The organism is Haloarchaeobius amylolyticus (genome assembly GCF_026616195.1).
GTDB lineage: Archaea > Halobacteriota > Halobacteria > Halobacteriales > Natrialbaceae > Haloarchaeobius > Haloarchaeobius amylolyticus.
Genome location: NZ_JANHDH010000004.1, coordinates 200,806 through 214,258, shown reverse-complemented (window position 1 = coordinate 214,258; position 13,453 = coordinate 200,806). Strand labels below are relative to the sequence as shown.

General features: G+C 54.6%; 11 protein-coding genes and 1 pseudogene. 5 read left to right on the top strand and 7 right to left on the bottom strand.

Annotated features, from left to right (window positions below; genetic code table 11):
• The first annotated feature begins 122 nt into the window (after positions 1–122).
• Positions 123–584, top strand: a complete 462-nt coding sequence (locus NOV86_RS22255; RefSeq protein WP_368408809.1) for a DUF4112 domain-containing protein — start codon at positions 123–125, stop codon at positions 582–584.
• Between the two features lie 155 nt (positions 585–739).
• Here NOV86_RS22255 and NOV86_RS22250 read toward each other — a convergent pair whose 3' ends face one another.
• The 5 genes and pseudogenes from NOV86_RS22250 to NOV86_RS22235 form a co-directional block, all read right to left on the bottom strand.
• Positions 740–1,804, bottom strand: coding sequence for a CNNM domain-containing protein (locus NOV86_RS22250; protein ID WP_267644055.1), 1,065 nt, complete (start codon positions 1,802–1,804; stop codon positions 740–742).
• 72 nt (positions 1,805–1,876) lie between these two features.
• The gene (locus NOV86_RS22245) at positions 1,877–2,746 is read right to left on the bottom strand and encodes a universal stress protein (protein WP_267644054.1); all 870 of its coding nucleotides are present in this window, start codon (positions 2,744–2,746) and stop codon (positions 1,877–1,879) included.
• A gap of 93 nt (positions 2,747–2,839) precedes the next feature.
• A complete protein-coding gene (locus NOV86_RS23335; protein ID WP_368408813.1) occupies positions 2,840–3,181 on the bottom strand; it encodes a universal stress protein in 342 nt (113 codons plus the stop codon).
• Positions 3,182–3,322: 141 nt separating this feature from the next.
• Positions 3,323–3,588: pseudogene (locus NOV86_RS23330) on the bottom strand (universal stress protein); the annotation flags it as partial.
• A 100-nt stretch (positions 3,589–3,688) separates the two neighbouring features.
• Positions 3,689–3,976: an amphi-Trp domain-containing protein gene (locus NOV86_RS22235; protein ID WP_267644053.1), complete on the bottom strand. Its 288-nt coding sequence runs from the start codon at positions 3,974–3,976 to the stop codon at positions 3,689–3,691.
• A 1,392-nt stretch (positions 3,977–5,368) separates the two neighbouring features.
• Between NOV86_RS22235 and NOV86_RS22230 the strand changes: the two genes are divergently transcribed.
• Both NOV86_RS22230 and NOV86_RS22225 read left to right on the top strand, forming a co-directional pair.
• On the top strand, positions 5,369–6,265 hold the full coding sequence (locus NOV86_RS22230; RefSeq protein WP_267644052.1) for a ParA family protein: 897 nt from the start codon (positions 5,369–5,371) through the stop codon (positions 6,263–6,265).
• Positions 6,262–6,744: a DUF7970 domain-containing protein gene (locus NOV86_RS22225; RefSeq protein ID WP_267644051.1), complete on the top strand. Its 483-nt coding sequence runs from the start codon at positions 6,262–6,264 to the stop codon at positions 6,742–6,744. The genes NOV86_RS22230 and NOV86_RS22225 overlap by 4 nt, the downstream gene beginning before the upstream one ends.
• Before the next feature lie 167 nt (positions 6,745–6,911).
• Here NOV86_RS22225 and NOV86_RS22220 read toward each other — a convergent pair whose 3' ends face one another.
• Positions 6,912–7,328 (bottom strand): TRAM domain-containing protein, encoded by a 417-nt coding sequence (locus tag NOV86_RS22220; RefSeq protein ID WP_267644050.1) that lies wholly within the window; start codon positions 7,326–7,328, stop codon positions 6,912–6,914.
• Positions 7,329–8,284: 956 nt separating this feature from the next.
• On the opposite strand from NOV86_RS22220, the gene NOV86_RS22215 reads away from it, so the two are divergent.
• Complete coding sequence (locus NOV86_RS22215) at positions 8,285–9,628, top strand: orc1/cdc6 family replication initiation protein (protein ID WP_267644049.1); 1,344 nt, start codon at positions 8,285–8,287, stop codon at positions 9,626–9,628.
• Between the two features lie 678 nt (positions 9,629–10,306).
• Here the strand turns inward: NOV86_RS22215 and NOV86_RS22210 are convergent.
• Positions 10,307–11,560: an orc1/cdc6 family replication initiation protein gene (locus NOV86_RS22210; RefSeq protein ID WP_267644048.1), complete on the bottom strand. Its 1,254-nt coding sequence runs from the start codon at positions 11,558–11,560 to the stop codon at positions 10,307–10,309.
• A 1,527-nt stretch (positions 11,561–13,087) separates the two neighbouring features.
• Between NOV86_RS22210 and NOV86_RS22205 the strand changes: the two genes are divergently transcribed.
• On the top strand, positions 13,088–13,411 hold the full coding sequence (locus tag NOV86_RS22205) for a DUF6788 family protein (RefSeq protein WP_267644047.1): 324 nt from the start codon (positions 13,088–13,090) through the stop codon (positions 13,409–13,411).
• Positions 13,412–13,453 lie beyond the last annotated feature (42 nt).

The following is a 13,453-nucleotide window of genomic DNA, read 5'->3' as shown; positions in this document are numbered from 1 at the left end:
GTGTGGTAATCGTTCTACGACATCCTCCGCCATTAAAGTTGAACGAATGAATGGTCCGAGACTGGCGTCGGGACGACGCCCACCGCACAGACTTTCCGTCACCAACCCGTAACATTACCCCCATGCCCGCGGACTTCGAATCTCGCTTCGACGTCGACTACGACGGTGAACTACCGGGGAGCGTCGACGAGGCCGCGCTCAAGCGGATGGAGACAGTCGCGTACGTCCTCGACGAGAGTGTGCGCGTCCCCGGCATCGGCGTCCGTATCGGTGTCGACCCGGTTCTGGGGGCACTCCCCCTCGCTGGCGACGTGGTGAGCGCCGCCTTCTCCCTGTACATCGTCGCCGAGTCGGCGTACCTCGGAGTCTCCTTCACAACGCTGGTGGAGATGCTCGCCAACATTACCATCGACGTGGCGGGTGGATCCATCCCCTACGTCGGTACTGTGTTCGACGCGCTCTGGAAGGCGAACAAGCGCAACGTCACGCTCGCACTGGAGGACCTCGCCGAAGTGGTGGAAACGGACGGGTCCGGTGACAGGACAGACGGCGGCGTCGACATCCCCGTCGAACCTGACGACTGAGTGGGGTCGCTGGGCTACGTGTTCGTCGAAGAAGTCCACGACCTGTGTGTAGGCCTCGATGCGGTTCGACGAGTTCCTCGAACACCTCGTCACAGTCGGAATCGCTGGTGAAAAGGAACCGCTTCCCTGATCAGAGCTCGTAGCAGGCGATATCTTCAGGTCGATGCCCGTTGGTCGAGGGGGTCCTCAAGTTCGCCCATCACCGCTTCGAGGGTGTCGGTCGCTGTGAGGAGTCCCACAACGTCACCATCTTCGAGGACGAGCGCGAGTTCCTGGTCCTCGGCCTGGAATTGATCGAACGCGTCGCTGACGTTCGTCTCCGCCGCGAGTGTCATCGGGGGTGCCGCGATTTCGGTGAAGGAGATGGTGCCGTCCACGAGGTCTTCGTAATGGTCAATGATCGACGGTGCGTACACAATTCCGTGGAAGTCGGTCAGTTCCTCACCAACTAGTGGAAACCGGGTGTGTGGCGTGTTGCGGATGCGATCGAAGTTCTCGTCGACCGAGCGGGTGGTCGAGAGCGCGATAATATCGTCTGCCGGGACCATAATTTCACTAATCGAGAGCTCGTCGATGTCGAGTGCGCCGAGGACTTCGTCGCGGCGCTCCTCCGGGAGTTCACCCTCTTCCAGTAGCGAATTCAACCGGTTTCGGAGTTGAGCTCGTGATTCGAGAACCTCTTCTTCGGTTTCTAGCCACGCCCCAGTCATCTCGATACCGAACAGCTTGAGCGTGGCCTTGGCGACCCAGTCGCCAAGCGTAATGAGCGGAGAAATGAGCCAGTTGAACCAGTACAGCGGCGTTGCCCCGTACCGGCACACCAGCCGGGAGCGCTCGACACCGAGGTAGGTCGGCGTCTGTTCGCCGTGCGTGAGATGGACGAGATTGATGATCCCGAATGCGATTATCGCACCCGCTCCGATCGACGCGAGCGGTGTGGTGGCGAAATACGGTTCGAATAACGCCGCCAGTGCGGGCTCTGCGACGATCCCGACTGCGATGCTGGATGCGGTAATCCCGACCTGACACGTCGTGAGATAGATCTCCAAGTTGTTCGTCATCTCCCACGCCCGTTCGAGGGCCGGGGTGCCATCAATGAACTCTTGTTCGCTGAACTGTCGTGCCCGGGTCAGCGCAAACTCAATGGCGACGAAGAAGCCGTTGGTCAAGATGAGAGCGAGACCAGCGACCAAGCGGAGGCTAAGCTCGAGCGGGGTCATTGTGTCCTGCTACTGAACCCTCGCAGTAAATAAGCACGGAAGTTCGATACCCGGAAACGGCTCATAGAACCGCTACTCCCCATGTCCAACTGTGATGACGGGAACTGGTGCAGAGCGGACGGTCTTCTCGGCGACGCTCCCGAGAAGGATTCGATCGCTCCCGCGCCTCCCCGTCGTCCCCATCACGACGGCGTGGATATCGTTCGAGTCGATGGTGTCGAGTACCACCTCGATCGGTGACCCGTGCTCGACGTGCCGGACACTATTCGAAACGCCGTGTGTCTCTGCCTCGGACACGAGGTCGTCAACGGCGTCGGTCGCTGCCTGTTCACGTTCTCGTCCCGAAATCGTGGAGCGAACGTCCAGACCTAGCGACGTATCGTCGACGACAGACAGCACGTGAACGGTCGCATCGAGAGCCGCTGCCAGGGAGAGGCCATGCTCGGCAGCATGGGCCGCACCAGCACTCCCGTCGGTCGGTAGGAGGATGGTCTCGTAGGGGAACACCAGCTGTTCGTCGGGCTGCATCCGCGCTGTGAGGACAGGGACGGAAGATAGACGGACGACTTTCTCCGTGACGCTTCCGATGAGGTATCGTGACACTCCCTCCCGACCGTGGGTCGGCATCACGATCACGTCGTACTCGTATTGCTCGGCGTACTCGACGATTGTCGGCGCTGGATGCCCCTGGACGACGTCGGAATCGTAGTCGACGCCGAGTGTATCCAGTGTCTTTTCTGCTTCCTCGACGATGTCCTCGCCCTCCTGAACAAGGGCGTCAACGACCTGGGTTTCGACGACCGTGACACTATCGCGTCTCGTATCCGCGACGAACAGAACGTGGATCGTGGCGTCGGCCCAGTGTGCGATCTCGGCAGTGTGATGCAATGCCTCCGCAGCCCCATCGCTTCCATCGAACGGGAGCAGAATGTCCTCATACATGTGTACTGTGAGTCCCTACGGGCATCACGCTCAAGTGGCTTGTCACCCACCAGCGGAGGCGTCTCACCCGCTACTCGATTCCGGCTCCCGAACTCACATCACCGGAACTGGCGACGTTCGGACGATTTTCGCACTTCCGCCACCCATCATGTAGCGGCTGAAATCGGTCGTGCCGTGCGTGCCGAGGATCGCCACGTCGATGTAGCTTCGGATCTCTTTCGACGGAACACCAAATTCGATCTCACTCTCGATGCTATCGATCGTCGCCGCCTCTGCAGTCTCGATAGCGTCTGCGATAATCTCGTCCGCTCGGGTGGTGAGTTCCTCGTCTTTCACCAGAGAGCGAGCATCCGGACCGAGGCTTCCTGTCTCGACAGCGTGGAGTAGATGAAGCCTGGCACCAGTTGCGTTTGCGAGGGCAACTCCTTCGGACACTGCGAGTTCCGAACCACGGCTGCCGTCCGTCGGAACCAGAAGCTCTTGGCTCGGGTAGGTGAGTGGTTGGGTCCCGGGATTGACTGCGATCACCGGGACGTCTGCGGTGTTGATAACGCGCTCTGTAACGCTTCCCAGGAGAAACCGCTGCAATCCACGCTGTCCGTGGGTCGGCATCACCATCAACTCGATGGCTGACTGCGTACTATACTCGACAATCGCTTCATACGGGTCTCCCTGGAGTACCTCCGAGATCACGGTGACGCCGCGTTCTGTAGCGCGCTGGGCTGTTTCGTTCCTTCCTGCTCCAGAGCGTCACTCACATCATCTTGTACTCCGGGAGGGCTGTCTTGGCTGGTGTCTACGACGTTGAGGACGTGGACCGTTGCCCCGTGCTCGGCGGCTATCTGGAGGGCATAGTCGAGGACCGATGCTGCTGGCTCGCTCCCATCTGTGGGAAAGATGATCTAGTCGTACATAGGAGAGGTCTAAGGGACTGAATGGGCGTTACTGACCTTCGGTAGTGATATCCAGCGCTCCTTCCTCTGCCGTCTGGGCTTCACGCCACCAGACCAGCTCGAACTCGATACTCTGTTTTGCCTCGGTATCCCCTTCAGACCAGTCCGACTCGCCTTCCAGCTTGAACGTCACCGGGTTCGTCGGGTCCAACTGGACCTGCTGCCCACCGAGTTTGAGCGTCACAGCGTCGTCGCCGTCGAGTTGCTCGGCGAGTTCGCGGAGGTACGATGCAATTTCGGACCGCGTTTTCTCGGCTTCAGTTTCGAGTTCTCCCATACGTACGAGTACGTGAGAAGTCACGATAACCGGAGGGGGAGATTCTCTACCCGGAGGAATCACTCACCGGTGTTAGATCAGAAATACGCTGCATGAGACCGGTTGATGAGTCGGTTCTGTTTTCTTACCAAGCAACAGTCCCAACGCGTATGCATTGAGAGCCCCAGTCTCAACTTCTGGGCCTTGCACTTTGTATCGCGCTAATTGGTTTATGACCTGCTGGATTCATCGACCAAGGCCCCACATACGTCAGACACCACTCAGTTACCAGAAGGTCCCTCATTCCTCATTGCATCACCTCGAACAGTGTCCGACAAGACGGAACGAGAAATTCGGCCCTGCCTTCGTATCCAGCCGACCGATGCCACGAAGAACTTCCGGCCGCTGGCCACTGACGAAGTACTATGGCTACTTGCAGTCACCCACGAAACCGAGTTCACGATACAAGAACTTGGTGAAGGCCCTGACCAAAGCGGGCTTCACAATCTGATGAGCGATAGAATCGAATCACTCGTCGACATGAGTCAGACGCGGCCGACGAACCCCACCCCCAGATCAGGTCAAGATCGGTCACAGCGAAGCCGACATCCTCCAACTGCGGAAGCTATGTCATCTTCGTGGTTGTATAGGACCCCCTCAGGCAAGGTGCCACACATCATCGAAGCATCTTACCTGAATGTGCTTCTGGGGAAGGTCGAACAGCGTCGATATTCTACTCACCTCCGAGATACACGACTTCGTCGCCTCCCTCTCGTACACCAAGTGTTGGCGTATCTGGGAGTGTGCGACTCGGGGGGTTGTCTTCTCCAGTCTCCTCTTCCAAGTACTCTCTCGGGTGCGAAACCTGATTCAGATGTTGGTTACAAGTAGTTGTTGCAAATAGTTGTTTCAAATGTATAGACTGGCCAGCTATTCGTCGTCAGGAGCTCGATGGAGCAGAAAAGAAGGACTCGAGAAAAGCCGTTGCTACAATTAGTTGCTACAACTACTTGTTGCAAACAGAGAGATCCATTCATTCGAAATCGGGGTCGGCACTTTTCCAAACTGTAGTAGGTTCGTTACAACTGGTTGTTACAAGCACCCATTACAAATGCATAGCCAGTGCCTACAAGACCCACGACAATACTGATTGAAGTCGGATCGGATCCGCTACAAATGCTTGTTACAAGTGTATGTTTCAAACACTTGGTTCTGTTATTCGACCATCTTAGGTACTAGGAACAGGTATTTGAGCCAATCAAGGAAATCAAATACTGAGAACACCCACTTACTACAAACGCCCGTTACAAACAGTTGCTACAATTGTATGTTTCAAATGCAGCATTCAAACGTGTGGTGCAGTTGCTTCGTCTGACTAAAACTTATAATGGAAGTCTACAATGACACCAGTATATGCTCTCATACGCGGTGTACAGCGAGGCTGGTGGCGTTGGAAAGACGACACTCACAGCGAATCTGGCGGTCGCCCACGCTCGGGCAGGACTGGACGTGCTGGCGATTCCGCTCGACCCTCAGGATGGCGACCTGAGCTACCTCTTCGACGTCGACCACGACCGCTCCAACAGTGAGGTCGACACGCTTGTCCACCATCTTGTTGGGCGAGGGAAAGGCGACTTCCAGGACCTGATCAAGTCTGTCGAACACGGTGTCGACATCATCCCGGAACACAATCGACTGGAAGACCTCGGAGAAGCGCTCCGTAAGGAGCAAGAGGCGAGGAGTGACTTCGGCGAGTCCTTCCCAATGTGGACGCAACTCCAGCGGGTACTCCGTGAGGCCGAGGTCCACAAGCACTACGACGTGCTCATCGTCGACCCGCCAGCAAGTTCCGGACCGCATCTCTACAATGCACTCGACGCGACCCGGAACCTCGTCATCCCAGTCGAACCATCCGGGAAAGGACAGGCTTCAGTCAGTGGTCTCGACGACCTTGTGACGAACCTCGAAGACCAGCTGGAGATCAACATCGGTGTCCTTGCTGCAGTCCCGAACCGGTTCAAGGGGACCAAAGACCAAGACGAGATCATCGCTGAGGTCAGAGAGCAAGGCTTCGAGGTCCCAGTCATCTTCCGCGACCGCACGTCTCTTCTAGAAGGATGCTGGCGGCAGAAGTGTAGTGCCTTCACGTACGTGCGCGAACATCGCGACCGCCAGCGAGAGTATGAACTCGATACCCTGACGAAGTTCGACGAACTGGCTCGCAACCTCGAGCAGCAAGGTGGCCTCGAGGCACCGAACCAACCAGAACCCGGAAACCTCGAACAAGATGACCTGGAGGTCAAGCCATGACGGGTCTGAAATCAGGCGCCGGGGACGACCTGTGGGGTGACGAATCCGAAGATGAGGAGGAAGAACCAGAGAACGAGGCCACCGGTGAGCCGGAGTCTACTCCCGACCCGACAGAGACGGCCGAATCGAATTCGAGTCCGTCCGCAACTGAGGTTGAATCGTCGATGTCGAGTCCCGACTCCGACCCCTCGTCGGCTTCAAGTACATCCCAGTCGGGGTCGCAGTCCCAGCCCTACATCGTTCGCCGGGCAGTCCAGGACAAGTCCGTCCAGTTCGAGCGCGACGAACGGCTGACGTTCTTCGTCCACGACGATGTCGCCGAGGGTGAGAGAGATCTTCTCATGGAACTCGAGTCGAAGCTCGGTCGAGACGTGCCAAAGTTTGACGTTCGGGAGGCGGTCTATCGTGCTGCTCTTCGAAATCGTGATGATGTCCTCGAAGAACTCCTCAAGATGGGCTATGCGCTCGATGACGAGTAGTTGAACCACGTCGAAGTCCATCCTTTAGCTGGACGAACTGCCAGTTGCTAATCAAGAGCCTGCTTGGAAGAGAAAACGCTCTACAAGTAATCGTTACAAGTCATCGTTACAAACACCCATTGCAACCGTTCTAATTGTATTGTTAGCGACTGAAGGCTTCGATTTCACTAGCGTTGAACGCTCGCGAACGCAACGTTCTCCCGGACTTTTTCGATCATGACGACTGGTTCGTCTCCGGGGCGTGCGTCAGGAACGATTACAACAAAACCCCGTTCGACCTTTGCAATGCCGTCCCCTTGTTGGCCAGTCGTCTCGATGGTCACCTCGCGAACTTCTCCTTCACTAACAGGTGGTCCCGTCTGTCGGGTGTGGTTCCCGTACTGTTCCCGAGAGTCAGGGGACGTATTCTCTTTCTCAACGGGAGAATTGCTGGTGTGTTCAATGAGAGCTACACGATACCTGTTACCGACTACCAGTGAGCCGTAGTCGACCTCAGTTTCTGGAACCTCGATTAGGTAAGTGTCATCTGATCGCTGGAGCCGTCCAGTAAAGAGTAGCTCAAGCGAATCTGGGACGTTTGTCATTTGACGGTAGCACACGTTTCGATGTGGTCTTACATAATTTCACTAGATGCTTCAACTCGAAGAGAGACCATACATCTCCTAACATCGGCCAGTTCGGGGGGATGTTAACCAACACACGTCGAGGGAACACGAAGTTGTAGGTTAACAAAGGATCTGCCGATGAATTGGTCGAGAGTTCGAACACCCACCCACCGTGTGCGAAATGAAACGGGGCCGAAGGTGGGTAACCGATCCTCACGAATTGACGATAGAGACAGGTGAAATGAAGAGAATCACGATTAGAAAGACGGATACATCGATAAAGTAAGTTGAACTAATAAAACACGAACCTTTATATTTCTATGCTCTTAACCAGAACCGCACTAGAGTATGAGCTCTTGAACTAGTGGTGAAAGGGCGAAGTTTTTGATCGACACTATCAGAGTTGAAAGAGAACCTGAGCACCCGTCAGTGATGGTCTAAGCCAATCTCGCAATGCAGTTCGATTAAACAACGGTCAACCGCTTACACTCCTCTTCGTGAATTTCATTTCGCACACGGTGGGTGGGGGTTCAGACACTCCCAAAGAGGACGGCTCCGAGTTATCTTATTCACTCTCAACTCAAACAGACGCGAGAGAAAAATATCCGAAGGTGTCGACAGCCGCGACTGAACCGATCACTTCGAGTCTGAATGACCGTTGAGTTTCGTATCCCCGTCGACCCAGGGAGAGTCTACATACACTCTTACGGGTTCAATCTGGTAAGCAGAAGTGTCTCCTCCACTTGAGTCTGTGGACAAACAATGTAATTCATTTCGCACACGGGGAGGGGCTGGATGGATTTGATTTTGCTCACGGTCTGGGTGCCACACTGGGACAGCGAAGAATAGAACTGTTCTATCATTCGAATTCTATCGATTTAATCTCGCACGCGGTATCCCTCACCTATTTATGGAACGAGATGTATTCGGGTATCATGGCTGACGGTGACGAACAGCAATCCCTCTCACAATCGATAAAAAGTCGCCTTCAAGATGGGGCACAGAATTCCGTATTCCGAGAGAAGGGATTGCTGGATCCTGACGCCGTCATCGACGAGGATCGCATCGTCGGACGTGATCAACAGCTGGATGACATCATCACGTATCTTCGACCAGCACTTCAGGGGAATCGACCACCCAACATGCTTCTATATGGCCCGTCAGGAACGGGCAAGTCGCTGATAATCAATGCGGTGTGCCAGCAGGTCGCCGAGTTAGCAGAAGCACAGGGCGATCGCTTTGGGGTGATCCAGATCAACTGCCAGACGATAAAATCTCACGACCGTGCTGTATACCGACTCGTTGAGAGCGCGGCAGCGACAGCGGGAGTATCTCCCAATGTCCCGCAAAGTGGTATCTCTACTGACCAGAAGTTGCATCGACTCTTCGAGATTTTGAGCGAGCATTTCGACTCAGTCATCATCATTCTCGACGAGGTCGACTTACTCGTTGGGCGCCAGCGAAACCCTAACGACGAGCCAGCTTACTCGAAATTGCTGTACCAGCTCTCGCGAGCATCACAGCTTGGACGAATTGAGGGACATGTCTCGGTTGCAGCCTTAACCAACGACCCCCGGTTCATGGAGGACCTCGATGGGAGAGCAGAAAGTTCGTTCAACCCGCAAGATATCGTGTTCTCTGATTATGATGCCAACCAACTCCAGTCGATTCTGGAACGCCGGAAAGACGCATACCAGGAAGGTGTCCTCGAGGACGGGATTATTCCACTGAGTTCTGCGTTCGCGGCGCAGGACCACGGTGACGCACGGAAGGCGATTGACCTGTTCCGGAAAGCGGGTGAAATCGCTGATCGACGAGGTGGGCAAACAGTTCGAGAAAAGCACGTGCGAAACGCACAGAAAGAGGCCGAGCGAGATCGGACACTGACCCAAATGCAGGGACTATCAACCCAGAAGAAACTCTCCCTGTACGCGACTGCGATAGTTTCGGTATATTCATCGCGTAATCTCGATGCTGTCCCCAATACCGTGGCGTATCAGGTATATCAGTACATAACCGACCTGATTGACGCTGATGCGAAATCACGGGACTCCTACCTCCGTTACATGAGCGAGGCGGAGACGTACAACTTCGTCACCTCGGAGAAACGGGGTCGTGGATACGGAAGTGGGGTTCACAAGGAGTACACCTTCGTTGACGATCCAGAAGTCGTAGTGGAGACGCTCCAGACAGACGTCCGTCTCGAAGAGTTCGAAGAAGACGAGGAACTGATTCGGTCTGTCGTCAATGCCCAAGTCGAGGACTTCTTCGCCGACTGAAGCCGGCGTTCTTTGCTAACGAATTCATTTCGCACACGGTGTGTGTTCGTCGTAGACGAATCGTGGTCCTAACTCGTTTACAATCACGATTCATTTCGCACACGGTGTGTCTGACCCACTTCGACCTAGTTTTCCATCAAAAATATAGCGAAATTATTTAGGGATTTCATTTCGCACACGGGGAGGGGCTTCTCCATGATATCTGAATTATCCAGTATAGAAGGCCCCAACAGGCAGAAAAGTACGAATCGGAAGATTCGAATTCGAGGTTCCCCTCTGGAGAACACTGGGCTGAGCTATAGCGTAGCTTGTAAATTCATTCATTTCGCACACGGGGTGGGGTAAGTCTGTTCGGATCATGGTTATCCCCTCCATTTGGTGGAATGTGGACAGGATAGCACAATCTGCTTGCATGGCAAATACGAATCGCACACGGTGGGGGAATTCGTGAGAGGCGAACGAGCCATTTCGACTTCTGTATGATAGTCCATCGTCTGAATCGGTGATACCAAGGGTGGCGGAACCGCCAGTCGCACGAGTGGTGAGGGATTCTATCAAAGCTGAATTTTGGTAGATATACCTCGCAAAAGCAAGTGTTACTCCGGACAGAGTGGTGTTCGATAGGACGTGCCCTGAGGGACAATACGATGATTCTGAGGAGAGAACTGATTACCGCACCTAGTAGTCGTCGAGGGTTGCCTCAACTGCGTCTGATTTGCCGTCCTCAACAACATCAAGAACCGAATCGTGGATGCCAACCAACTCGAGAGTATCTTCAAGCGCGGAGAGAACGAGCGATGGCTGGAGATCAAGTGAGTATTCACGGTAGGTTCCACCCCGGCGGCCCTCGTTTCGTTCCGTGACTCCGACGATGCCAAGCATCGTGAGCTCGCTCAGGTGGTCACGCATACGGCGAGAGACAAGTGGCTCTCTGTTCGCGAGCTCTGCGAACCGCGTGTACCGGGGACGGACATCTCGTGAGCGGACCGGAGTTTCTCCTTCGAGGTCAAGCGTCACTAGTGCATACAGGACCAGATGGCCGTGTTCGGTGAGCCCAGAGATGCCTTCCTGGATCCGACCGCGTTCGAGTTCGTCCCGTCCGTCCTCAACGTGATCTGTGGTGACGGATTCAGACTCTTCCTTGCGCGCGAGGTCACCTGCGCTCATTAACAGGTCGAGCGATTGTCTGGCGTCCCCCGCGTCCTTCGCCCCGTAAGCGGCGCAAAGCGGAATGACTCCGTCGTCTAGAACGCCATCGTGGAACGCGACGGTCGCTCGCTGCTCGAGGATCTCTCGGAGGTCGTCAGCGTTGTAGGCGGGGAAGTGGATCTCTTGCTCACAGAGGCTCGACCTGACTTTTGGTGAGAGTTCCTCCCGGAACGAGAAGTCGTTGGAGATACCGATAATTCCGATTTTAGCCTCGGATAGGTTCCCGTTGGCACGAGCACGTGGGAGCTGGTAGAGAATCGAGTCGTCCTGAAGATGGTCGACTTCGTCGAGGACGATGACGATGGTGCCACCATTGTCTTCCAATTCGTTCCAGAGCATCTCGTAGACACTCGCCCTGGGATATCCGGTTGTGCTGATCTGGTTCGTCTCGTCCCGGAACTCGTTAACGAGCCGCGTCGCCACCTGGTAACTGGACGTCAGGCCATCGCAATTGAGCATGGCCACGGTGAGTTCAAGATCCTCGTACTGGGCCGCGTCCTCGGTGAGATGACTGAGTAGATACCGCGTTGCAGCCGTTTTCCCGACACCCGTTTTCCCGTAGAGGAAGATGTTGTCGGGCTGTTCACCGTTAATCACGGGCTGGAGGGCTGCCTGATACGTCTGTAACTCCTCGCTCCGGCCGACCAACTCCTCGGGCTGGTAATCCTCTCGGAGCGCGTCTCGGTCGTCGTAGATGTTTGTGTCCCGCTCGAACAGCGCCATCGATAGGTTGCCAGTGTGACGCGATGACGATAAAACCACCGTGTCCGGAGTGTCCGCTGTTTCCGCTGTTCCCGATAACTTAAGTATATCCCGGGACACACCCACCCCACTCTGTCCGCTGTTCTAGTCTCACGAAGGGAGAGGGCTAACTTTGAAATCACATTTCCTATAGAAAGTTTTATTTAGTAATACTTTGAACTAGTCCGTAGGAGACCTAAAGGAAGGTTGGATACGATAGTATCCGTCCTTCCAGGAGCTCTGATCTATCCTACGAGAAACCCACCCTACGACTTCTCCTGAATAACAGCGGACATAGTGGGGGGAGAGTCTAAATCCACTGTCCTTTCCTTCGATCCACGTTGCACTCCATAGGACGCGTCTATTCGAACACATTGGCTTCAACCGACACCACAATGTCCGCTGTTATTTGGGCTGCCCCACACCACCACACCACCGTGTCCGCAGTTCTTGCTGACTATGACGAAGAGAACTGCGGACATAGTGGTGTGTCCCTTCGTGGCCCTTCCCACTCCGAGCTCATTGTTGATGATACTCGACCACGTGCTGAGTCCTCGGAATTTGAGTGTATTTGTGTCTAGGAGTACCCCGGGTGACCGCCCAGCGTCTGACACCACTATGTCCGCTGTAAATCTAGGATAGAAGGACTAATTCGTGGCATATATCCATTCACTCGTCTCGGACAACACCATAATGTCCGCTGTTCTTCGGAGGACCAACAACAGCGGACACCGTGGTGTAGCATCTATCTCGACAGCGAGGTCAGGCGTTCCAGTACAGCTCACAGAAACCGGGGAGGTCTGGCGAATCGTGGAGAAAGGATTGCGCTGTCTCTAGAGTGCGGTTCGCGACGTACTCCCTCTCGTCTTCTACTCGTTCAATTAGCTCGTCTGGAACCGCCAGTTCGCTGGCCCCGATCCGTGTTCTGAACTTCTCGATATCGATTGACCTATCCGATGAGATACGATTCGCATCGCGACACAATCGTTCGATCCAAGCACGCTCCCGTAGTCGGTCTCGATAACAACCCTCAGGGATATCAACCTATTGTCTACAAATTCTATTCTGACTTTTGGATCCCGAGACTCTGTCCTGACATGTTGACGAGTGATTCGTATCGATTCGATGTAATCGAGATGTACAGAAACAATTGAGTATCCCACAGACAACCCCACAATGTCCGGAGTAAATCGGCGATTTAACTGTTCTACTGCCGAGGTTCTGTATCATCGGACGATGACTGTTAGAGATGGACGACGAGTTATTGAGACTGTAGTTAACCAACAATCCCGGTGGGATTGAAAAATTGTAGGTTAAGTCTACAATGGATGAGTATCTACGTGGGGAGAGTTACGAATAATAAGACAATTCAGAGCCCCGAACACCACTCTGTCCGCAGTAAAATCTGGTCTTAGCACGTTTCCCTTTAGACTTCACCGGGTACGTTGAATGGTGTCTGTACTCGCTTAACCAACATTTATGCACCAGTCCAGCCAATTGTAGGTTAACATGAGTGACGAGGATAGACCGACCCCACCTGCTGGGGTGGCACAGTACGTTATCGACGGACTCAACCGCCAGAATGCAAGCAACCTCCGGTCTCTTTCCGAGTATGCGGCACGCTTAGCGGACTGGAAAGAATCAACCGCAGGGGCCACTATTGAAGCTGCAGAAGATGTGGAGCAGGCGAGGATTGACGACGACCGTCCTGACGGTGTACCGGGTAAAGCGAGTACCGTGGTCAAGGAAATCAACGACAATCGGTACTATTACTGGCAATGGCGAGACGGTGATAAGATCCGGTCAAAATACAAAGGTCCGGTGGAACCGTAGCGTGAGAGTTCAATATTGAGATTGTACTACGGAAGAGGACTG